The sequence below is a fragment of the Flavobacterium flavipallidum genome (genome assembly GCF_038289905.1).
In the GTDB taxonomy this organism is placed as follows: Bacteria; Bacteroidota; Bacteroidia; order Flavobacteriales; family Flavobacteriaceae; genus Flavobacterium; species Flavobacterium flavipallidum.
Window position 1 is genome coordinate 97,208 of record NZ_JBBYHU010000004.1, and the last position, 23,333, is coordinate 120,540.

Annotated in this window: 25 protein-coding genes; all 25 read left to right on the top strand. The window is 32.6% G+C overall.

Going from position 1 to position 23,333, the window contains the following annotated elements; genetic code table 11:
• The first annotated feature begins 10 nt into the window (after window positions 1-10).
• The 25 genes from AAEO59_RS03510 (at window position 11) to rfbA (ending at window position 23,207) form a co-directional block, all read left to right on the top strand.
• Complete coding sequence (locus AAEO59_RS03510) at window positions 11-1,162, top strand: glycoside hydrolase family 88 protein (RefSeq protein WP_341699355.1); 1,152 nt, start codon at window positions 11-13, stop codon at window positions 1,160-1,162.
• Between the two features lie 13 nt (window positions 1,163-1,175).
• The gene (locus AAEO59_RS03515; RefSeq protein ID WP_341699356.1) at window positions 1,176-1,712 is read left to right on the top strand and encodes an acyltransferase; all 537 of its coding nucleotides are present in this window, start codon (window positions 1,176-1,178) and stop codon (window positions 1,710-1,712) included.
• Window positions 1,713-2,807, top strand: coding sequence for a glycosyltransferase family 4 protein (locus AAEO59_RS03520; RefSeq protein WP_341699357.1), 1,095 nt, complete (start codon window positions 1,713-1,715; stop codon window positions 2,805-2,807). It abuts the gene before it with no gap.
• Window positions 2,807-3,925 carry a glycosyltransferase family 4 protein gene (locus AAEO59_RS03525; RefSeq protein ID WP_341699358.1) on the top strand — a complete coding sequence of 373 codons (1,119 nt, stop codon included), beginning with the start codon at window positions 2,807-2,809 and terminating at the stop codon, window positions 3,923-3,925. Before AAEO59_RS03520 ends, AAEO59_RS03525 begins: the two co-directional genes overlap by 1 nt.
• Before the next feature lies 1 nt (window position 3,926).
• A complete protein-coding gene (locus AAEO59_RS03530) occupies window positions 3,927-4,955 on the top strand; it encodes a DUF6625 family protein (RefSeq protein ID WP_341699359.1) in 1,029 nt (342 codons plus the stop codon).
• 38 nt (window positions 4,956-4,993) lie between these two features.
• Window positions 4,994-6,079, top strand: coding sequence for an EpsG family protein (locus tag AAEO59_RS03535; protein WP_341699360.1), 1,086 nt, complete (start codon window positions 4,994-4,996; stop codon window positions 6,077-6,079).
• Between the two features lie 5 nt (window positions 6,080-6,084).
• The gene (locus AAEO59_RS03540) at window positions 6,085-7,119 is read left to right on the top strand and encodes a glycosyltransferase family 2 protein (protein ID WP_341699361.1); all 1,035 of its coding nucleotides are present in this window, start codon (window positions 6,085-6,087) and stop codon (window positions 7,117-7,119) included.
• 1 nt (window position 7,120) lies between these two features.
• Window positions 7,121-8,233 (top strand): glycosyltransferase family 1 protein, encoded by a 1,113-nt coding sequence (locus tag AAEO59_RS03545; RefSeq protein WP_341699362.1) that lies wholly within the window; start codon window positions 7,121-7,123, stop codon window positions 8,231-8,233.
• On the top strand, window positions 8,233-9,108 hold the full coding sequence (locus tag AAEO59_RS03550) for a glycosyltransferase family 2 protein (protein WP_341699363.1): 876 nt from the start codon (window positions 8,233-8,235) through the stop codon (window positions 9,106-9,108). The genes AAEO59_RS03545 and AAEO59_RS03550 overlap by 1 nt, the downstream gene beginning before the upstream one ends.
• Complete coding sequence (locus tag AAEO59_RS03555) at window positions 9,105-10,160, top strand: acyltransferase family protein (protein ID WP_341699364.1); 1,056 nt, start codon at window positions 9,105-9,107, stop codon at window positions 10,158-10,160. Before AAEO59_RS03550 ends, AAEO59_RS03555 begins: the two co-directional genes overlap by 4 nt.
• A gap of 54 nt (window positions 10,161-10,214) precedes the next feature.
• A complete protein-coding gene (locus tag AAEO59_RS03560) occupies window positions 10,215-11,402 on the top strand; it encodes a glycosyltransferase family 4 protein (protein WP_341699365.1) in 1,188 nt (395 codons plus the stop codon).
• A gap of 100 nt (window positions 11,403-11,502) precedes the next feature.
• On the top strand, window positions 11,503-11,859 hold the full coding sequence (locus AAEO59_RS03565; RefSeq protein WP_341699366.1) for a four helix bundle protein: 357 nt from the start codon (window positions 11,503-11,505) through the stop codon (window positions 11,857-11,859).
• A gap of 27 nt (window positions 11,860-11,886) precedes the next feature.
• Window positions 11,887-12,489: a sugar transferase gene (locus AAEO59_RS03570; protein WP_341699367.1), complete on the top strand. Its 603-nt coding sequence runs from the start codon at window positions 11,887-11,889 to the stop codon at window positions 12,487-12,489.
• 1 nt (window position 12,490) lies between these two features.
• A complete protein-coding gene (locus AAEO59_RS03575; RefSeq protein WP_341699423.1) occupies window positions 12,491-13,096 on the top strand; it encodes an acetyltransferase in 606 nt (201 codons plus the stop codon).
• Window positions 13,097-13,342: 246 nt separating this feature from the next.
• Complete coding sequence (locus AAEO59_RS03580; RefSeq protein ID WP_341699368.1) at window positions 13,343-14,485, top strand: DegT/DnrJ/EryC1/StrS family aminotransferase; 1,143 nt, start codon at window positions 13,343-13,345, stop codon at window positions 14,483-14,485.
• Between the two features lie 86 nt (window positions 14,486-14,571).
• Window positions 14,572-15,351 carry a polysaccharide biosynthesis/export family protein gene (locus AAEO59_RS03585; RefSeq protein WP_341699369.1) on the top strand — a complete coding sequence of 260 codons (780 nt, stop codon included), beginning with the start codon at window positions 14,572-14,574 and terminating at the stop codon, window positions 15,349-15,351.
• Between the two features lie 3 nt (window positions 15,352-15,354).
• Complete coding sequence (locus tag AAEO59_RS03590; protein ID WP_341699370.1) at window positions 15,355-17,706, top strand: GumC family protein; 2,352 nt, start codon at window positions 15,355-15,357, stop codon at window positions 17,704-17,706.
• Between the two features lie 90 nt (window positions 17,707-17,796).
• Window positions 17,797-18,345, top strand: a complete 549-nt coding sequence (gene rfbC, locus AAEO59_RS03595; RefSeq protein ID WP_341699371.1) for a dTDP-4-dehydrorhamnose 3,5-epimerase — start codon at window positions 17,797-17,799, stop codon at window positions 18,343-18,345.
• Between the two features lie 252 nt (window positions 18,346-18,597).
• The gene (locus tag AAEO59_RS03600) at window positions 18,598-19,350 is read left to right on the top strand and encodes a hypothetical protein (RefSeq protein ID WP_341699372.1); all 753 of its coding nucleotides are present in this window, start codon (window positions 18,598-18,600) and stop codon (window positions 19,348-19,350) included.
• Window positions 19,351-19,534: 184 nt separating this feature from the next.
• The gene (gene rfbD, locus AAEO59_RS03605; protein ID WP_341699373.1) at window positions 19,535-20,401 is read left to right on the top strand and encodes a dTDP-4-dehydrorhamnose reductase; all 867 of its coding nucleotides are present in this window, start codon (window positions 19,535-19,537) and stop codon (window positions 20,399-20,401) included.
• A gap of 87 nt (window positions 20,402-20,488) precedes the next feature.
• Window positions 20,489-20,620: a GxxExxY protein gene (locus tag AAEO59_RS03610; RefSeq protein ID WP_341699374.1), complete on the top strand. Its 132-nt coding sequence runs from the start codon at window positions 20,489-20,491 to the stop codon at window positions 20,618-20,620.
• Between the two features lie 182 nt (window positions 20,621-20,802).
• A complete protein-coding gene (gene rfbB, locus AAEO59_RS03615; RefSeq protein ID WP_341699375.1) occupies window positions 20,803-21,852 on the top strand; it encodes a dTDP-glucose 4,6-dehydratase in 1,050 nt (349 codons plus the stop codon).
• Window positions 21,853-21,899: 47 nt separating this feature from the next.
• Window positions 21,900-22,097: a GxxExxY protein gene (locus tag AAEO59_RS03620; RefSeq protein ID WP_341699376.1), complete on the top strand. Its 198-nt coding sequence runs from the start codon at window positions 21,900-21,902 to the stop codon at window positions 22,095-22,097.
• A gap of 50 nt (window positions 22,098-22,147) precedes the next feature.
• Entirely contained in the window at window positions 22,148-22,288 is a 141-nt protein-coding gene (locus AAEO59_RS03625) for a GxxExxY protein (RefSeq protein WP_341699424.1), read from the top strand.
• Between the two features lie 49 nt (window positions 22,289-22,337).
• Complete coding sequence (rfbA, locus tag AAEO59_RS03630; RefSeq protein WP_341699377.1) at window positions 22,338-23,207, top strand: glucose-1-phosphate thymidylyltransferase RfbA; 870 nt, start codon at window positions 22,338-22,340, stop codon at window positions 23,205-23,207.
• Window positions 23,208-23,333 lie beyond the last annotated feature (126 nt).

Genomic DNA, 23,333 nt, shown 5'->3' on the forward strand with positions numbered 1-23,333 from the left:
AAAAATACTAATGTTTTATATTCTCCTACTAATTTTCTTGGTTTTAGCGGTTGATTTTATTCCAATGCTTTACACCTGGCAAAGCCGTATCCGCATTGGACGTTACAATTCGACAGAACAATGGAATTATAAAATCACTGAAAAATCAATAAAGTGGTTAAAAAAAGCGCCAACAATTACTTTTACGGATAACAGAAGACTAGTAATTATTGATATTTTAAAAGGGAATTATAAAAGAGCTGCCATTCAACATTGGCAGGAAGCGGCATTAGTCTTGGGTTTAAGTGAAGTTGTAGCAAAAACAAATAGTATTACTATTAGAAAAAATATTGAACAATATATTGCCAATAAAATTGATAAAAATGGTTTTTGGCTAGATAAGCCTAAAGAAATAGATGGTGTAATACTCGCTTATGCCATGATTAATTTAAAAGGAATCGATCATGATAAAATGAAACCCAGTTATGATTATATCTATAATTTAATCTTAAGTTTAGAGGGGATGGATGGTACAATAGCCTATAAAAGTTACAGTACAAACTATCGTTATGTGGACACTATTGGATTTATTTGTCCTTTTTTGATTAACTATGGTATAAAGTTTCAAGTAGAAGAAGCGGTAAATTTGGGGATAAACCAAATTACAGAGTTTAATAAGTACGCGATGTTAAATGATACGTTTATTCCTTGTCATAGCTATTTAGTTGATTCAAAAATACCAGTAGGTTTGTTTGGATGGGGGCGAGGTTTAGGATGGTATGCCATTGGTTTGATAGACTCTTGGACTGCACTGCCTGATGCACATGAGTATAAATACAAATTAACAGAAAGTGTGATTGCTTTTGCAAAAATGGCAGTTCAATTTCAAAATGAAAACGGAAGTTGGAATTGGATTGTTTCTGTAAAAGAATTCAGGGCTGATTCTTCTACAACAGCGACTTTAGCCTGGTTTTTTGCCAATGCCTTCCAAATAGAATCCATAAGGGAAATTAGTTTAGCTGCAAAATCAAAAGCCTTGCAATATCTAATGTCGGTAACCAGACGGGATGGTGCAATTGATTTTTCGCAAGGAGATACAAAAGCAATTGGAGTACACTCACAGGATTTTGATATCTTGCCTTTTACACAAGGGTTTGTTCTAAGGACATTAAATCATAAATAAGCATTAGTTTAAAATGATATACTTCCTCTTTTTGTACAATCTTATCCGAATTTCTTTTTTGAAATTGCGATATAAAGGTTTTAAAGCTTCATTATTGCAGCGAATTAGTCCGTCGGCGGAAATAAAAATACTGCAAACAGGAAAAATTTTGTTAGGAAACAATGTATGTATTTCCAGAAATTCCAGTTTAGTAGCCACTAATTCCGGAAATATAATAATAGGCGACAAAGTGTTCGTGAATCAAAATTGTATGCTGAGTGCCAAATCCAAAATTACAATAGGAGACAATTGTAATTTTGGTCCTAATGTGTGTGTGTTTGATAACGACCATCGTTATGATGCAATTAATGGCGTGAGCGCCTCCGAATATGCTCTTGGAGAAATAAGTATAGGTTCAGGAACTTGGATAGCCAGTAATGTGGTTGTTTTAAGAAATACAACTATTGGCAAGAATTGTGTTATTGGTGCCGGTTGCGTTATAAAAGGGATTGTACCTGATAATACTTTAGTTTTTATGGAAAGAAACCAAATTCAAAAGAGTATTCTGTAAATGCGTATTTTATACATTACCAATCAAATTTCGGGTGCCGGAGGATTAGAAAGAGTACTATCGGTTAAAGCCAGTTATTTGGCGGATATATTGAATTATGAAGTACATATTGTTACTTTGAATCAGGGGGATGATACTTTGTTTTTCGATTTTAGTAATAAAATAACACATCATGATATTTTGGTGAATGGGAATGTTTTACAATATATAAAACAGTATTCAATTGGTTTAAAGAAACTTGTAAGTAGGATAAAACCCGAAATTATCTGTGTATGTGATGATGGATTAAAGGCTTTTTTTCTACCATTGTTATTAAGCAAAAACTCTCCAATGATTTATGAACGTCATGTTTCTAAACAAATTGAAATTAAAGCAGATTCAGAAACTTTTTTGCAAAAAATAAAGACCAAACTAACTTTCATTTTAATGGGTATTTTGGCAAAGTCGTATGATAAATTTGTGGTTTTGACTCAGGGAAATACCTCAGAATGGAACTTGAAAAATATAGCCGTTATTCCTAATCCTTTGTCGTTTTATCCTGAGGAGTCATCAAAATTGGGAAATAAAACGGTAATTGCGGTAGGCAAACAATCGTTTCAAAAAGGTTATGACCGTTTATTGCAAAGTTGGAAAATAGTTCATCAAAAAAATCCCGATTGGAATTTGTCAATTTTTGGTACAATCGATGAAAAACAGGGATTGAAAAGCTTAGCCGAACAATTAGGAATTGAGAAAAAAGTATTTTTTTACCCGGCCGAAAAAAATATAATACAGCAATATCAGCAGGCTTCTGTTTTTGTATTGCCCTCTCGTTTTGAGGGTTTTGGAATGGTATTGATTGAGGCAATGGCTTGTGGAGTTCCCTGTATCTCTTTTGATTGTCCTCATGGACCTAAAGATATTATTAGCAATAATCAGGATGGGTTTTTGGTGGGAAATAATGATATAATGCAATTTGCCTCAGCCATAAATCAATTGATTGAAGATCATTTGTTACGCAAGGAAATGGGAATGAAAGCAAGAGAAAATGTAAAACGTTTTTTGCCTGAAGCGGTAATGAAACAATGGGAAACATTATTTAAAGAATTGGCTTGATGAAAATTTTGTATTGTACCAATCAGCTTTCTACGCATGGTGGAATAGAACGAATGCTGTCGCAAAAAATTAATTTTTTATTGCAACAAAATAAAGATGAGGTTTTTTTAGCCACCTTTGAGCAGTTGGGTATGCCTGATGTCTATCCTTTGGATAATAAATTAACCCGATTTGATTTAGCAATTAATTATCATAAAAATCGCAGTTATTTTCATCCAAAGAATTTAGTTAAAATACTAAAGCATTATTTTAAATTACGAAGATTAATTAAAAAAATCCAACCCGATATTATTGTTTCAGTCAGTTATACACCAGAACAGTTTTTTTTACCTTATATACAAAAACAGATTCCTAAAATAAAGGAATTGCATTCTTCAGGAATAGTTGTTGGGATTTCAGGTAAAAAGGAGAAAAAAAGTATTAAAGAAAATTTGACTTCTATTTTTAAAAGATACAATGCTCTCGTGGTGTTGAACAAAGATGAAGTTCCTTATTTTGAGGGCTGTAATACCGTTGTGATTCCCAATTTTACTGATTTTAAATCGGATTTGTCAACGAAATATGTTAAAGAGAAAACCATAATTGCAGCAGGAAGAATAGCTCCTGTAAAACAATTTCAGGAATTAATTCATATCTGGAAAATGATTCATGACAATTTTACTGACTGGAAAATCAAATTGTTTGGAGATGGAGAACCTCAATTGGTAACAGAACTTCAAGAGTTGATTCAAAGTTTTAATTTAGAATCCAGTTTTTTATTAATGCCGGCTACGGCTAATTTACAAGAGGAATTAGAAAAAGCATCCATTTACGCCATGACTTCAGCAACCGAATGTTTTCCAATGGTTTTATTAGAAGCTCAGGTTTCAGCTTTGCCTATTGTTTCCTATGATTGTCCTTTTGGTCCCCGAAATATTATTACAAATGAGTTTGATGGTTACTTGACCCCACAAAATAATAGGGAATATTTTGCTAAAAGTCTTTCTGAACTCATGCTTGATGAAAGCAAAAGAAATTATTTAGGGGAAAATGCCCGACAAAGCGTTATACGTTTTTCAAAAGAAAATGTAATGGCACAATGGGATGATTTGTTCAATCAGTTAGTTTTTAAACAATAAAATGAGAAATAAATCGATTGCTATTCCCATCCCATATTTTGGTAAATTACCAGCTTGGTTTGAGTTGTTTTTAATGTCTGCTGGTAAAAGTGAAAAAATTGACTTTCTATTATTTACAGATGATGATGCTTATTATGATTATCCTTTAAATTTCAAAGTGTTTAACATAAGTTATGAAGAATTTCAAAATATTTTTTACAATAAATTAGGTAATGTATATTTAGGACATCCTTATAAGCTTTGTGAATATAAACCCTGTTATGGTTATGTTTTAAATGATTATTTAAAAGGTTATGATTTTTGGGGCCACTGCGATATAGATTTAATTTTTGGTGATTTAGATTCCTATTTAGAAAAGATTTCACTAGAGGAATATGATAGAATTTTTACATATGGTCATCTTTCAATTTATAAAAATGTTGAGAGAGTTAATAAAGCATTTAAATTAGAGCTAGGTGCTGGTTTTCCTAAAGTTTTTAAATTTTCTTTTGTTTCTAAAACGACCTATTCCTGTAATTTTGATGAAATAGGTATAAATGTAATTTTGAAAGAATATGGATTTAAAGTTTATGAAAATTCGTTTTTTGCTAATGTAAATGAAAGTTTTAAAAGATTCAGAATTCATTCTGGACTTTTTGATTTCCCTTCAATTTTAGTCTATAAAAACAATAAGGTATTAGAAATAAAGAAAAAAGAAAATCAGATTGTTCAAAATGAGTTGATGTACTTACATTTTCAAAATAGAAAAAGCCTAAAAATTGATAGTGATATTGTAGGAGATTTTCTTATTTCAGATGAAGGCTTTATAAAATATGATTCAAATCAACTAGAGAAATATTTGACAATATATGGTGATAAAGAAAGTGATGAAGAACAAAATAAATATTATTCATCTTTTTTGAGTGATAAGCGAAAGAAAACTTATTTAAAAATTATAAAAGAGTTCAAACATTCTAATATTATGCTTTTTGGTGTATTATATAATCTTTATACTGCCAAAAAGTGGCTGTCAAAAAACAATATAAGATAATAGTAGATATAATTCAATTTTAAATAATAATTCATGAAATGTTAGATTTTATACCATTACAATATTATACGACAATTTATTATTATTTGTTATTGATAATTGTATTAATTACTTTTTTTAGATCGAATAATACAGCTATTAATTCTTCTAGAAATTTAGGTACAATAAAATCGCTTTCAGGTTTTTTATTGGTAATTGTTCTTTTTTACATGGGACTAAGGCCTGTAAATTATCGTTTTGGAGACATGGTGGTTTATAACCATTCTTTTGAAATGTATCAACAAGGCATGTCTTTCATAGGGGCGAATGATATTGTTTTTGATTTTTTTATGTACAACTGTGCTCAGATAATGACAGCATCAACTTTTTTTTTAATGTGTGCGTTGTTGTATGTTTTGCCCTTATGGGCAGCCTGTAGAAAATGGTTTAAAGACTATCATTATTATGCTTTTTTGGCCTTAGTGGCTTCCTTTTCTTTTTGGGCATTTGGAACGAATGGTATACGGAATGGAATTGCAACATCTGTTTTCTTGTATGCTTTATCCAGAGATAAAATTGTTTTTAAAATACTATTTGTTTTAATTGCTATTGGTTTCCATAAATCACTTGTGATTCCCACAGCCGCTTTAATATTGACTTATTTTTATGCCGATCCAAAGAAATATTTCTACGGATGGTTAGCCTGTATTCCATTATCATTAATTGCAGGAGGTTTCTGGGAAGGATTGTTTGCGGGATTGATGGCTGATGACCGGGTAAGTTATTTAACAGGAACCAATGAACAGGGAGCGTTTTCCAGTACCGGTTTTCGATGGGATTTTTTGTTGTATTCAGCCTCTGCGGTGTATGCGGCTTATTTTTTTATTTTTAAAAAGAAATTTATTAATCCAACTTACAATCGTTTAGTTTGTATTTATTTGGCGGCTAATGGATTCTGGATATTGGTCATTCGGGCTAATTTTTCCAATCGTTTTGCCTATTTATCCTGGTTTATGATGGGGATTATCATTGTTTATCCTTTCTTAACAAAAATTCAAATCAAAAATCAACATAAGGTTTTAGCAACGGTTTTAGTAGCCTATTTTGCTTTTACCTATTTGATGAATGTAATTTTATATAATTAAAAAAAATGAATAATAATTTGATTAGTGTAATTATACCCGTTTATAATGTTTCTAAATATTTGAGGCAATGCTTAGACAGTATAATTAATCAAACTTATAAAGATCTAGAGATAATTTTAATCAATGATGGTTCTACTGACGATAGTTTGAAAATTTGTCAGGAATATGAATTGTTAGATAGTAGGATTTTATTAGTATCTCAAGAAAATAGAGGTCTCGCAGCATCCAGAAATAAAGGAATTCAATTGGCAACTGCCGAATATTTGCTTTTCGTGGATAGTGATGATTGGTTGGAATTAAACACGATTGAGTCTGTTTTACCTTTTATTGAAAATTCAGATTTAGTTTGTTTTTCTTTTATAAAACAGTATGAGGGTAATAAGGTTGTGAGAAGTTTTGAATATAACGGAAAATATGATGCTGCTTTTTTACAGAGAAGGATTACTGGTCCAATTAAAGACGAATTGCATGATCCGAGCCATCTAGAAACCATGGTCACAGCTTGGGGGAAAATCTATAAGACATCAATTATAAAAGATAATAATATTTTTGCAAAAAATATAAATGAAATAGGAGCTTGGGAGGATGGCTTGTTTAGTTGGGAGTATTTAAATAACGCCAAATCTGTTTATATTTTAGATAAAGCTTTTTACAATTATCGAAAGTTTAATCCTATTTCGATGACATCGAATTATAAAAAAGATTTCCTCAATAAAACAAATTTTCTTTTTGATTTAATTTTAACAAATTTAAAATCTAATAATAAAAGTGAAGAGTATTATGAAGCTTTCAATAATAGGATATGCTTAAGTGTAATAGGTTTAGGTTTGATAGAAACTTACAATACAACTTCATTTTTTTCTAAAATAAAGTTTATAAAAACGGTACTTGATTCTAAATATCACAAACCAGCTTTTACCAAATTAAAGTTGAAATATTTTCCATTTCACTGGAGAGTTTTTTTCTTTTTTGCTAAATACAAAATGCCCCTGCCATTATTCCTAATGATATTGATGATGAAGAAAATCATTAAAAAATAAGATGCAAAAACCGATACGTATATTACAACTTTTTACGATTTTGAATCGAGGTGGTGCCGAAACGAATGTGATGAATTATTATCGTAAAATGGATAAATCGAAATTTCAGTTTGATTTTGCGGTACATCGTGAAGAAAAAGGGGCTTATGAAGATGAGATACAGGCTTTAGGAGGGAAAATATTTCGTTTTTCTAATATTCATCCTCTACATTTAGAAAACTACAAAAAGCAAATTGTGGCTTTTTTTGATGAAAATCAGTATTCCATTATTCATGGACAATGTTCTGAATTAGGTTATTTTTTTTATAAAGAAGCCTACAAGCGTGGTGTTCCGGTAATCATTGCTCATGGGCATAATTCGAAACCTAAATTAGATTTAAAATCTCCTTTTCGTTGGTTTTGGAAAAAAAGAATGATGCGGTATGTCAATACTTATTTCAGTTGTGGGGATGAAGCCAGTCTCTGGCTTTTTGGTGAAGAAAAAGCTAAAGAAGCTTTTACCATGACTAATGCTATTGATACAGAGCAGTTTCAATATAATGAAGAAAAGTCGTTTCAAATTAAAAAAGAATTAGAGTCTTTAGATTGCAAAAATTTTATCCATGTTGGTCGATTTAATATCCAAAAAAACCACGAATTTCTAATCGAAGTATTCGCTTTGCATTTGCAAAAAAATCAAAACCAAAAGTTGTTTTTAGTAGGTGAAGGAGAGTTGAAAGTAAAAATACAGGAGCAGGTGAGAACATTAGGAGTCGATGAGAAAGTGATTTTTTTAGGTTCCAGAAATGATGTGAATGCTTTGTTGCAGGCAATGGATGTTTTTTTGTTTCCGTCATTATTTGAAGGTTTGCCGGTTTCTTTGGTTGAAGCTCAGGCAGCCGGACTACATTGTGTTATTTCGGATGGAATTCCAAAAGAAGCCATTTTAATTTCTGAAAATGTAAGTGTGATATCATTGAAAGAATCGGCAATTCAATGGGTAGAAAAAATTAATAATTTGAATTTTTGTCCTAAAAAAGATGTTACTCCAATTATAAAAGCGAAAGGCTATGATATTGAAGCTAATGTTCGCATTTTAGAAGCTAAATATACCGAATTGTTGCAAAGAAAATAATGAAAACCTTAACTGTTTTTACTCCGGCTTTTAACAGAGCACATTTGTTACCAAGACTGTATCATAGTTTGTGCGAACAAACTTCTACCGATTTTGAATGGTTAGTTATTGATGATGGTTCGAAGGATGGTACAGAACAATTAGTTTTACAATGGATTGCTGAAAATAAAATTGCTATCCGTTATATAGCCCAAGAAAATCAAGGTATGCACGGAGCGCATAATACTGCTTATAGAAATATCAGTACCGAATTGAATACTTGTATCGATTCAGATGATTACATGCCTATTAATGCAATAGAACTGATTTTAAATAAATGGGATGAGGTTGATCAGCAAAAATATGCAGGAATCATTGGTCTGGATGCAGTTGAGTCGGGAGCAATTATAGGGACAACATTTAATACCGAATACATCACTTTAGAGGATTTTTATTTAGGTGGAGGTAAAGGTGATAAAAAATTAGTGTATCGAACAGATATTATTAAATGTTATCCCGAATATCCTCTTTTTGAAGGAGAAAAATATGTAGGGCTTGGTACCAAATATTTAATGATAGATAAAGAATACCAGTTGGCGACACTGAATGAAGTTTTGGTAATTGTGGAATACCAGCAGGACGGCTCCAGTAACACCATGTTTCAACAGTACTTAAAATATCCGAAGGGTTTTATATACAACCGCATTGTTTCCATGCAATATTCTAAATCGCTAAAGCGAAAATTTATTGAAGCGATTCATTATATTTCCAGTTGTATTATTTTGAGAAAAAAAGATTTTTTAAAGGATTCTCCCGAAAAATTATTGACGTTATCGGCAATTCCGCTTGGTGTCTTATTGTATTTTTTGATTCAATATAAAGTAAGAGTTAAATGATGATAGAAGGTCATAAGTTATATAAGTTAGAAGCTCTAAGAGGATTTGCAGCAATATATGTGGTGTTTCATCATCTTTTTGCTTCAGGTTTACATGTTTTTGGTAAAGACTTTTCCATTCTTTTTCGATTTGGACAAGAAGCAGTTATATTATTTTTTATTTTATCCGGTTTTGTAATTTACTTTTCACTTGAAAAATCAAAGGATAAATCATTGATGATGTTTTTTTCTAAGCGATTTTTAAGGATTTATATTCCTTTGATTTTTGTTTTTATAGCCAATTATTTACTTTTTTGTTTTTATAATAAAAGTTTTATAGCTATTGATATCAATGAACTACTAGGAAACTTGTTGATGTTGCAGGATTTAAAAGATAAGAGACCAGATGTTATAGTAAGTCCATTTTTAGGAAATATACCTTTATGGTCTTTATCGTATGAATGGTATTTTTATTTTATGTTTTTCTTTGTTTTTAAAAAAGGCACAAATAGTTCATTATTAGTCTATTTTTCAGCTGTAATTGCTGCCGTTTTGTATGTGTTTTATCCTAGTTTTATTTTTAGATTAATCATGTATTTTGCAATTTGGTGGACAGGTGTTGATTTTGCAAAATTTTATATAGGTAAAAAAGAAATTTCCTTTAATAGTTTTAGAATCATACTCATTGCACTTTTGTCAATTTCTTCAATATTAATCTTTAATGTCTATTATAATGGTGCATTAAATAATATTAATAGAGCAGGAGGCATTGGAGCGCATCCTTGGCTCGAACTACGTCATTTTGTTTTTACTATAGTCGTAGTAGGAGGAGCAATTGTCTGGAAAAAAATAAATTGGATTGGATTTGACTTTATATTTAAACCTTTCGTTTATGTAGCTCCTATCTCATTTGGTATCTATATAAGTCATTGGTTTTTATTATACAATCACAATTATCTGAATTTTATTGAAAATACTTCACTTAGATTGATTAGTGCAATTATAGTCTGCATAGTGTTTTCATATTTATTAGAAATTAAATTATTTCCCAAAGTAAAAAAAATGATTTTGTAAATTATTTTTTCTGAAAACGGACTCTAAAAAAAACATCTGGACAGGTATAATATAATGAAACAAAAAACTAAACTCATTCGCACCTCCACTGTTGCTTTGTCCTTAGATTTTTTACTCAAAGGACAATTGGCTTTTTTGAAGGAACATTTTGAGGTGGTCGCTGTTTCAGGTCAGGACGAACATTTAAAGACTGTTGCAGAGCGAGAAGGAGTGAGAACAGTTGCTGTTCGAATACAACGCAATATTAGTCCGTTACAAGATTTGATTTCTTTATGGAAACTGTATTGGCTTTTTCGAAAAGAAAAACCTCAAATTGTACATTCCATAACTCCAAAAGCAGGTTTGTTGTCTATGCTTGCTGCTAAATTGGCCGGTGTTCCTATCCGAATACATACATTTACAGGATTGATTTTCCCTTCTAAAAGTGGACTTTTGCAAAAAATATTGATTCTGATGGATCGTTTGCTTTGTGCCTGCGCCACTCATATCTATCCAGAGGGACAAGGAGTCAGAAATGATTTGATAAAGTTCAAAATAACTTCCAAACCCTTGAAAGTAATTGCTAATGGCAATGTGAATGGGATTGATACTACTTATTTTTCAAAAGAACAGGTATCTTTACAGGAGCAGCAAGAACTTAAGAAGAAGTTAGGAATTAGTGAGAATGATTTCGTTTTTATTTTCGTGGGACGTTTGGTAGGAGACAAGGGGATTAATGAGTTAGTAACAGCTTTTAGGGAGTTAGAAATCAGAGATCAGAAACCAGTCCCTAGTCCTCAGTCTCTAGTCTCTACTATCAAATTACTCTTAGTAGGTCCTCTGGAAACCGAATTAGATCCCTTGCAACCGGAAACTATTGCAGCAATAGAAAGCAATTCAAATATTATTGCAGTGGGTTTTCAATCGGATGTTCGCTCCTATTACGCTATTGCGGATTGTTTAGTATTCCCAAGTTATCGTGAAGGTTTTCCTAATGTCGTTTTACAGGCAGGTGCCATGGAGTTGCCGGCTATTGTGACTGATATTAATGGATCCAATGAAATTGTTGTTGATGGAGACAACGGAATTATCATTTCTGTTAAAAATTCAAATTCACTTTTGGAAGCAATGAATAAAATAATGGAGGATTCACAATTTTATTCGCAATTACAAATGAATGCAAGAAAGATGATAGTTTCCCGTTATGAGCAGCAAGTAGTCTGGGAGGCGTTGCTGGAGGAATATAGGGGGATTAGAGATTAGAGACTAGGAATTAGAAATTAGGTGTTAGATACTAGATATTCTAAGCTAAAGAAGTCAGCTAGTTCCTAGTCTCCAATCCCTAATATCTAAAAAATAAAGTATGAAAACACACAAAGATTTAGAAGTTTATAAATTAGCAATCGATTATGTTACTAAAATCTATAGAGTAACCGCTAAATTCCCCAAGGAAGAACAATTTGGGATTTCAAATCAGATGCGCAGAGCAGCAGTATCAATTCCTTCAAATATTGCTGAAGGTTCAGCAAGACAAGGAAATAAAGAATTAATTCATTTTTTGTATATCGCTTTAGGAAGTGTAGCAGAGTTAGAAACACAGTTAACCATTGCTAAAAATTTACAATTTATTACTGTGGTGGAATTTGAAAAATTAGTGAAAGAAATTAATCAAATTGGAATGATGTTAAGTGGTCTTATCAAATATAGAAAGACGCAGTAATCTAATCTCCAGTTTCTAATCCCAAATATGTATAAAAGTTTTTTTAAAAGAATAATAGATTTTGTAGCTGCTTTAATTGGATTTATAGTGCTAAGTCCAATATTTTTAATCGTTACCATTGGTCTATTTTTTGCCAATCAGGGCAAGCCATTTTTCTTTCAATTGCGTCCAGGGAAAAATGGCAAAATTTTTAAAATTATTAAGTTCAAAACGATGAACGACAAAAAAGATGCGAATGGAAATCTGCTTTCTGATGCCGAGCGTTTGACCAAAATAGGAAGTTTTGTTAGAAAAACATCCTTGGATGAAATACCTCAATTATTAAATGTGATAAAGGGAGATATGAGTTTAATCGGACCAAGACCTTTATTGGTTCATTATTTGGATTTGTATTCGGACTTTCAAAACAGAAGACATGAAGTAAAACCGGGAATTACGGGATGGGCGCAGGTCAATGGGCGCAATGCGATTTCCTGGGAGAAGAAATTTGAATTGGATGTTTGGTATGTAGATCATCTTTCCTTTCTGTTGGATTTGAAAATTCTTTTTAAAACAGTTTTAAAAGTAGTAAAAAGTGAAGGTATAAATGCAGCAGATGCTGCCACAATAGAACCGTTCAATGGAAACTAAAATCATTTTATTTGGCGCAAGTGGACATTGTAAAGTGGTAATTGATATTTTACAATCTAATAATGAAAAAGTTACCGCTATTGTTGATGACCAACCTAAAACCGATTTTTTATTAGGGGTAGAAGTGCTGTCTTCGTCAAATTTTATTTTTGACAAAAATCAAAAAATAATTATTGCTATCGGCGATAATGTTATTAGAAAAAAAATCGCTGACCGATTAAATGGTACTTTCCATACCGCCATTCATCCGCAGGCAATCATTTCAAATTACTCCACTATTGGAGGAGGAACGGTTATTGCTCCGGGAGCGATTATTAATGCAGATGCTGTCATAGGTCAACATTGTATTGTCAATACAGCAGCCATAGTAGAACACGATTGTGTGGTAGAAGATTATGTTCATTTATCACCCAATAGTGCTTTGGCCGGAGGTGTAAAAGTAGGTGAAGGAACTCATATCGGAATTGGCGCCAAAGTTATTCAGGGAATTACCATTGGCAAGTGGGCAACCATTGGAGCAGGAGCAGTAATTATCAAAGATGTTCCGGATTATGCGGTAGTTGTAGGCAATCCCGGTAGAGTTATAAAAAATAAAAAAAGTATATAAGTAAGCTGTTTTAAAAACAAGAAAACTTCTATTAACTTTTTTTAAAACTATTAGAGCCTGTCTAAATTTGGCCAAAAAAGAAATTTTCTTTTTCCCCGTCCCTAGAGGGTAAAAAATTTCTTAAAAATTCATCAAAATTAATTTACCCTACCCCTAAAGGGTATGATTTTGATGAATTTTAAACAGACTAAAAGGGGAAAATAAAAAAAAAGTATATGCCTTACATGGTAAAAAAATAATTTATAAATGAATAATTCAAAAATATGGCTTTCTTCTCCTCATATGGGAGGAAACGAACAAAAATTTGTAAACGAAGCTTTTGAAACCAACTGGGTAGCACCTTTGGGACCCAATGTCAACGGATTTGAAAGTGATTTAGAAAACTATTTAGGAGTTGAATCTCATGTTGCCGCTTTGAGTTCCGGTACGGCAGCTATTCATTTGGGATTGATTTTGTTAGGAGTAGAGGCGGGTGATGAGGTGATTTGTCAGTCTATGACTTTCTCCGCTTCGGCTAATCCAATATTATATTTAGGAGCAACACCAATTTTTGTGGATAGCGAATCAGCAACCTGGAATATTTGCCCAGTAGCTTTGGAAGAGGCAATTCAAGATCGAATAGCAAAAGGGAAAAAACCAAAAGCGATTATTGCGGTTCATTTGTATGGCATGCCATATAAAGTTGATGAGCTAAGAGCTATTGCAACTCAATATGAAATTCCGATTTTAGAAGACAGTGCTGAAGCTTTAGGAAGTACTTATAAGGGACAAAAGTGTGGGACTTTTGGGGATATTGGAATCCTGTCTTTCAACGGTAACAAAATCATCACCACTTCGGGCGGAGGAGCTTTAGTTAGTGCCAATAAAAAAAATAAGGACAAAGCCGTTTTTCTGGCTACTCAGGCCAGAGATAATGCACCGCACTATCAACATTCGGAAGTGGGATACAATTACCGGATGAGTAATATTTGTGCGGGTATCGGTCGAGGCCAAATGGAAGTATTGGATGCTCATGTCGCTTTGCGCAGAAAGATGAACGAATTTTACAAAGAATTGTTTCAGGATGTCGCAGGAATTAGCGTTTTTGATAATCCTAATTCCGATTTTGATTCTAATCATTGGTTGACTGCAATTGTAGTTGATTCTGAAAAAACGAATGGAATCAGTGCTGAAAGGATTAGATTGGCTTTGGAAAAAGAAAATATAGAATCCCGTCCTTTGTGGAAACCCATGCATTTGCAACCTGTTTTTGAAAGTTATTCTTATTATGGCAAAAATGTAGCTCAACATTTGTTTGAAAACGGTTTGTGCTTGCCATCCGGTTCTAATTTATCAGATGAAGATAGAGATAGAATAAAAAAAGTCTTTTCAGAAATCATTAAGTTGTAATGCTACTTTTACAAAATATTTGTTGGTGTTTTGTTAAGCCTGCACGGCTAATTTCTTATATTTGCCGCAAAAAAAATAATAATTATATGAAATATTTCTGTTTATCGAAAAGTGCTATTTTTTTCTTTTTGATGTTTTTGTTTTTTTCCTGTACTCCTAAAAAAAACTTACTTTATTATCAGAATATAGATACTATGGCTTCGGCCAAATTAAATTCCTATGAAGTTAGAATTCAACCAGATGATTTGTTACAGATTAACATCTCGGCTGAAGATCCTAAGGTTACCGCTCCATTTAATTTAAATCCAACGAATGTAGTAGGTGAAGGAGCACAGGGACAAGTTGGAGGAAATAAATCGGTTATTAATGATTATTTAGTAGATGCCGAGGGCTTTATCAATTTTCCAGAATTAGGAAAATTAAAATTAGGAGGCTTGACACGTTCGGAGGTCTTAGATCTTTTAAACAAGAAAATAGGAGCTTATATCAAAAATCCTATAATAACGATTCGAATTCAAAATTTTAAAGTGGCTATACATGGCGAAGTAAATAGTCCGGGTTTATTTAATAGTAAAACAGATAGACTTACCTTGGTTGAGGCTTTAACTCAGGCAGGTGATTTAAAACTTACAGCCAATAGAAAAAATATTTTGGTAATTCGTGAAATAGACGGTGTAAAATCTTATTTCAGGGTAGATGTAACCAAATCTGATTTTATCAATTCACCCTATTATTACCTGGCACAGAATGATGTGATTTATGTAGAGCCTAAAAACAGAACTTTGAGTCCTGATGTGACTTTAGTAACAACCATAAGTTCGCTGTTATTAACTGCAGTTTCTTTTATATTAGTACTTACAAAATAATTTATGGAGAATACAATGCCAACTGAAGATTTTGGGTCAGATTTTGATTTAAAAGCTGAGATTAATAAGTATTTAGCCCATTGGAAATGGATAGTGCTGAGTGTGTTTCTATGTCTTTTATTAGCGTTTGCAAAATTAAGATACACTGAACCTGTTTATAGTGCTTCCGCTAAAATTTTAATGAAAGATACTAAACGTGGAGGGCGTCTTACTGAAGCGGCTGCCTTTTCAGATTTAGGTTTTAATACCGGAACCCGAAATGTAGATGATGAAATTGAGATCATGAAATCAAGGACCTTGTCTGAAAATGTAATCAAAAAATTAAATTTTAATATTTCTATAATTGCTAAGGGGAAAGTTTTAGATGTAGAACTTTTTGAAGATACGCCAATTGAGGTTCATTTTATTAATCCTTCAGATGATTTTTTTAATCAGTCTATACTATTTGAATTTAAAGAGACTGCATCGGGAAATTTTGTTCTTACTTCATCCAATAATGTAATTCCTAATGGAAAAGAATATAAGTACGGTCAAGGAATTAAAACTCCTTATGGCGTTTTAATTATTACGAAGCCAAATCATCTAAAGCAAAATAAAATTGATGGGGGGCTTACTATTGCTGTAAATCCGGTAGAAAGTGTTGCTGCAAGTTACAGAGGAAGATTATCTATAGCGCCTTTAGATAAAGGGAGTAGTGTTGTGGTTTTGAATATAGTTGATAATGTTTCTAGAAAAGGGGTAGTTTTTTTAGATAAGTTAATAGAGGCTTATAATGAAAAAGCGGTTAACGACAAAGGTCTTATTTCAAAGAATACTTCTGTTTTTGTATCCAATAGATTAGCATTAATAAGTAAAGAATTAGAAGGAGTTGAAAAGGATGTTGAAAATTTTAAAGTTTCTAATGATTTAATTGATTTAGAATCAGATGCCCAATTGTTCGTAACTGGCTCAACAGAGTATGATAAAAAAGCAGTGGATATACAAGTTCAATTAAATTTGTTGAATTCTGTTTATGAATACGTTAAGAAGAGTAATAATGAGAACTTGTTACCCAATAATTTGTTGTCGGAAACAGCTGATGAAGCATCATCTTCTTTAATTAGTTCTTATAATGATTTAGTTTTGGATAGAAAAAGAATGTTGGAATCTGCAACAGTTTCTAATCCAACAATTGTTAAGTTGGATCAACAATTGGCAAATTTAAAATCGACACTCATTGCTAGTTTGCAAAAAAGTAAATCCATCTTGCAAATTCAAAAAAGAGATATAGAGAAAAATGAAAATTTGTTTAAAGGTAAAAAACAAAGAATACCCTCTCAGGAGCGTCAGTTTCGCACTATTGCACGCCAGCAAAAAGTAAAAGAAGAATTGTATTTGTATTTGTTGCAAAAAAGAGAGGAAACGGCTCTGGCTTTATCTTCAACGGAGCCAAATGCAAAAGTGATTGATTCAGCCATTACAACAGGTAGTGTTGCTGTGGCTCCAAAGATGATTTATTTAGCGGCTATTTTTATAGGTCTATTACTTCCTCTTGGGGTTATTTTTTTAATTGATTTCTTAGATACAAAAGTAAAAACACGTTTGGATTTGGAAGGGAAAACTAAAATTCCATTTATTGGTGACGTGCCTACTTCTGAGGATACTTCTACAATTATGCAGTCAGAGAGCCGATCTAGTTCAGCTGAAGCCTTACGTATTATTAGAACCAATTTAGAGTTTATGTTAGCTAAAGTTCCGGAAGGTATTGCTAAAACCATATTTTTGACCTCGACTTTCCCTAAAGAAGGAAAGACTTTTGTGTCGGTTAATTTAGCAGCTACTTTTGCGCTATCAGGGAAAAAAGTGTTGCTAATTGGTATGGATATTAGAAATCCTAAATTGGATGAATATCTTGTGCTACCTAATAGAGGAATCACAAATTATTTGTCTTCTAAAGATTTAAATTTGGAGGATTTAATAATAAAACAAAAGGGCTATGAGGATTTTCATATTCTTCCTGCAGGAGTAATACCTCCTAATCCGGCTGAATTGTTAATGAGCAAAAAAGTAGATGTTTTATTTGAAACATTAAAAAAACAATATGATTATATTATTGTAGATACTGCTCCCGTGAGTTTGGTTACAGATACGTTGTTAATTGCTAAACATGCGGATACTTTCATTTATGTTGCCCGAGCTAATTTCTTAGAAAAACGTATGCTGGACATACCTAATAATTTACATCGTGATCAAAAATTACCTAATATGTGTATGTTGTTAAATGATACCGATTCTACTAAAGGCTACGGTTATGGTTACGGCTACGGTGTGAAAGTGGAAAAAAAACCATGGTATAAAAAAACATTGAAAATTTAATTTATATTTCAGTATAGTAAAGAACATCAAAAGATTATAAAGTTTTTGCTTTTATGAAATTTTGTTGTTTTTTATTGAAAGTTTGTGAACATGAATATTGAAAAAACAACGATAAAGGATTTAATTGTAATACAGCCTTCGGTTTTTAGAGATGAGAGAGGCTATTTTTTTGAAGCGTATAATGAGGCTAAGTTTACAGCAAACGGACTAGATTATAAATTTATTCAGGACAATCAGTCTTTTTCTAAACGAGGAGTAATTCGAGGATTGCATTTACAGGCTAATCCTTTTGCTCAGGCCAAATTGGTACGCGTTCTTGAAGGAGAAATTCTGGATGTAGCAGTAGATTTGCGAAAAGAGTCGCCTACTTATGGTCAACATTTTTCGGTTGTGTTAAGTGCTGAAAACAAAAAACAACTGATGATACCTCATGGTTTTGCACATGGTTTTTCGGTTTTGAGTGCAACAGCTTCTGTTATGTATAAAGTAGATCAGATCTATCACAAAGAAAGTGAAAGAGGAATTCGTTATGATGATCCAACGCTAAATATTGATTGGCAATTGAATCCGGATGAGGTGATTGTTTCTGAAAAGGATTTGGTTTTGCCTGGATTTAAAGATATTGATTGGGGGTTTTAAAATGCGAATTAAAACGAATTAGAGCGAATTTACCTAATCTAAATCGAGAATTAGCATTAAATCGGTTATCAGTTTGGAGTTGTCTGTTCTCGGTCCCGATAGCTATCGGGATAGGTTGTGAATACGTTTTTGAAAGACATGGTTTTTGCCTAAATTTTGTAAAAAGCTATCAAAATGCTTTAAAACGCATCAAATTGTATTGAAAATTCAGTTGAAAGTAAGGAATATAATTCTTACTTTTAAAAGAAAAATATGGCAAAAGTATTTGGTCCTGTTCAAATTGTTGGGACACTTGATGATTTGAATTTTTATACTACTCCTGACGGAAATATTGTTCGGGTAAAAGGTAAAACGGGTAATAGTAAAAAGAGCTTTAAGGAGAATCCTATTTTTACTCCGATGAAACTCCATAGCAAAGATTTTGGTCTTTGTGCTAAAAAAGGTCGTGTTTTTCGACGTTTGGTTAAACCCTTTTATGATTGTGCTAAAGACGGATCAATAGCCGGAAGAAGTAATCAGTTGTTGCATGCTATTCTTAAAGAAGATACCGTGCATGAGCGGGGACAAAGGCAATTGCATACGGGATTGCAGTCAGCATCAGCTTTGGGTTTTTTTATTGGTTTTGAGGGGAATAAGGGGCGACCACTTGCTTCAGTTTTGAAAAAGAAGCTTGCCTTTAATTGGGTTAAGCGGGAAATTAATATTAAAACGATTCATCCGTTACGTCATTTGGATTGGCCAGATTCTGCAACCGAAGTGCATCTTCAGCTTGCTATTTCGAATTGGAATTGTGAAGCAGATACATTTGAGACTAATTACAGTAATGCCATAATTTTAGCAAAAGCGGCTGGATCTACTAAGTTAGTTTTTGAATTGGAACCTTTGCAGCATGAAGATTTGTGGCTTGCTTTTATACATATTAAGTTTAGCAGTAGGCTTTATAATAGTGTAAAAGTTTTGCCGAATAAGTGGAATACCACTACGCTTATTGGATGTAGGCAGTGAGTTGTGGATTGTGAGTTGTAGGATGAATTTCTTTTCTTACCCTTATCCCTAAAGGGGAAAAGAAATTAAGACGTGATTATTTACCGTATACGTTAGAATTTTCGACTTCCGCCACGGCAGATTGCTGAAAATAAAAAAATAGTAATTCGTTTCAATTCGGATTAATTGGTAAAATTAGAAATAAATGAATAAAATACTTATAACAGGAGGAAACGGACAGCTTGGTTCTGAATTACAAGTTTTGTCAAAAGTACAGACCCAATATGAATGGGTTTTTACCGATTATCAGGAATTGGATTTGTGTGATTTGGATCATTTGGCAGCTTCCATTGCGGAAATTAATCCGCAAATTATCATTAATTGTGCCGCACACACTGCGGTGGACAAAGCCGAGTCAGAAGTGGAATTGTCAAATGCATTAAATCACAAAGCCGTGGCAATTATGGCAAAATGGAGTCACGATAACAACTGCAAACTGATACACATTTCTACCGATTATGTTTTTGATGGCAATTCGGCCGTTGCTTTAACAGAGGAGGCTCCAACAGCGCCAATCAATGTTTATGGGGTTACCAAATTGGCCGGTGAAAAAGCTTGTATGCAAAATAATCCCAATGCCATTATTATTAGAACTTCTTGGGTGTATTCCAGCTTTGGGAACAATTTTGTGAAAACGATGTCCCGTTTAATGCAGGAAAGAGATAGTCTGAGTGTGGTAAATGATCAAATAGGAAGTCCTACTTATGCGGCTGATTTGGCTCAGGCTATATTAACAATAATTAATCATCCCAATTGGCAGGCCGGAATTTATCATTTTTCAAATGAAGGAGAAATCAGTTGGTTTGAATTTGCAAAAGCCATTCAGGAAATTGGAGGCTTTGAGTGTCAGCTTAAAGGAATTTCCTCTTCAGAATATCCAACACCTGCCCAACGTCCGGCTTATTCCTTATTGGATAAAACAAAAATCAAAACTACTTTCGGAGTTGAAGTTCCAGATTATGCAACGAGTTTGAAAAGCTGTATGGAGTTATTACGAATTAATGCGAATTAAAACGAATTAAAACGAATTATACGAATTATACGAATTATACGAATTATACGAATTATACGAATTATACGAATTATACGAATTATACGAATGGATTCTGATAACAAAATACTTTACAAAGAAGAAAGCTTTACAATTATTGGAGCCTGTATGAAAGTAAATCGTTTATTAGGAACCGGATTTTTGGAAGCAGTTTATGAGGAGGCTTTGGAAAAAGAATAAATTTTCGCTTTTCCCCAGCCCTAAAGGGAGTCGAAAATTGGGAAAAATGAGCATTCTGATTCCTTTTTCCACGGTTTAGGAAATAAGAATAAGAAATTTAAATTTTCCTTTAGGTGAATAAAAAAAACATTACTTTGTGAAATTTGTATTAATTCGTAACATTCGAAAATAAAAAAAAATAAATGAAAAAAATACTAATCACCGGTGGAGCTGGTTTTATTGGTTCTCATGTAGTGAGACGCTTTGTGACTCAATATCCGGAATATCAAATTTTTAATTTGGATGCGCTTACTTATGCCGGTAATCTTGAAAATATTGCTGATATCGAAAAAGAAGTTAATTATACTTTTGTAAAAGGTGATATTGTTGATGCTGCATTTATCAATGAATTGTTTGAAAAAGAACAATTTGATGGTGTTTTGCATTTAGCAGCCGAATCACATGTTGATCGTTCGATTACTGATCCTATGGCATTTGTGAAAACCAATGTAATAGGAACGGTGAATTTATTAAATGCTGCCAAAACAATCTGGAAGGGTAATTTTGAAGGAAAACGTTTTTATCATATAAGTACTGACGAGGTATATGGAAGTTTAGGAGCAGAAGGATTATTTACTGAAACTACTGCATATGATCCTAATTCGCCCTATTCTGCATCGAAGGCAAGTTCGGATCATTTTGTGCGTGCTTATGGTGAAACTTATGGTTTACCATATGTATTGACCAATTGTTCCAATAATTATGGTCCTAATCATTTTCCGGAAAAATTAATTCCTTTATTTATTAATAACATCATTAATAATAAATCGCTTCCGGTTTATGGGGATGGAAAATATACCCGAGATTGGTTATTTGTAGAAGATCATGCCGTTGCGATTGATTTAGTTTTTCACGAAGGGAAGAACCATGATACCTACAATATTGGAGGTTTTAATGAATGGCAGAATATTGATTTAGTCAAATTACTTTGCAAAATAATGGATGAGAAATTAGGTAGAGCAATTGGAACTTCAGAGCAATTAATTACTTATGTTAAAGACCGTCCCGGGCATGATTTAAGATACGCTATTGATGCTTCTAAGATAAATAAAGAATTAGGGTGGAAACCTTCGGTGACTTTTGAGCAAGGCTTAGAAAAAACCGTAAATTGGTATTTAGAAAATCAAACTTGGTTGGATAATGTGACTTCGGGAGCGTATGCCTCTTATTATGAGAAACAGTATTCGAATTAAAACGAATTTTTAAGCGAATTGAAACGAATTGAAACGCATTGACACGAATGAATTCCGATAATAAAATACTTTTTAAGGAAGAAAGCTTTAAAATTATTGGAGCCTGTATGAAAGTGCATCGTTTATTAGGTGCAGGATTTTTGGAAGCAGTTTATGAGGAAGCCTTGGAAAAAGAATTGCTAACCCAAAATATTCCTTTTAAAAGGCAGTTGAAATTGGAACTGTATTATGATAATGAAAATTAAATAAGTACTATCGGGCAGATTTTGTTTGTTATGATAGTATTATTTTAGAAATAAAAGCGGTATCCCATATTCCGGATATATTTTATGCTCAGTTGAAAAATTATTTAAAATGTACCAATATGGAATTAGGAATGTTAATTAATTTTGGTACACCGTCATTAATATATAAAAGAATAATTAATTTGAAATAATGGATTAATACGTGTAATTCGTCTTAATTCGTGTAATTCGTAAAAGAAAATGAAAGGAATTGTATTAGCTGGAGGTTCAGGAACACGTTTGCATCCATTAACATTAGCTGTTAGTAAACAAATGATGCCGGTTTATGATAAACCCATGATTTATTATCCTTTGTCAACTTTAATGACAGCGGGAATCAATGAGATATTAATTATATCGACGCCTCATGACTTACCTAATTTTAAAAAATTATTAGGGGATGGTTCCGCTATCGGATGCCAATTTAGTTATGCCGAACAGCCTATACCTAATGGATTAGCTCAGGCTTTTGTAATTGGAGAGGAGTTTATTGGTACTGATAGTGTTGCTTTAGTTTTGGGTGATAATATTTTCTTTGGATCTAATATGGATGAACTATTGCAATCCAATACCAATCCTGATGGAGGCGTTGTTTTTGCTTATCATGTGTCTGATCCGGAACGGTATGGTGTAGTGGAATTTGATTCCAATTTAAAAGCTATTTCTATAGAAGAAAAACCTTTAGAACCTAAATCGAATTATGCAGTTCCCGGATTGTATTTTTATGATAATTCGGTAGTGGAGATTGCCAAAAGTATTCAACCAAGTGCTCGTGGGGAATATGAAATTACCGATGTTAATAAGGCTTATTTAGAGCAAGGAAAGTTAAAAGTAGGTATTCTAAGCAGAGGAACGGCCTGGCTGGATACAGGTACATTTAATAGTTTGATGCAGGCTGGACAATTTGTTCAGGTAATTGAAGAAAGACAAGGGTTAAAAGTAGGTTGTATTGAGGAAATTGCCTGGAGGCAAGGTTTTATAACAGATGAACAATTGCAGACTTTGGCAGCACCTTTAAAAAAATCCGGTTATGGGGAGTACTTGTTAGGCTTGTTAAAACATAAGTTTTAAATTTTGTATCTGTTTGAATGTGAGTTTGTTTTAGGGGAATTGAAAAGTAAGAAATTTTTCTTGAGAAAATGTTTTTACAACTTTTTTATGATTATTTTTGGAGTTTATTAACGGTTTAAATAAGAT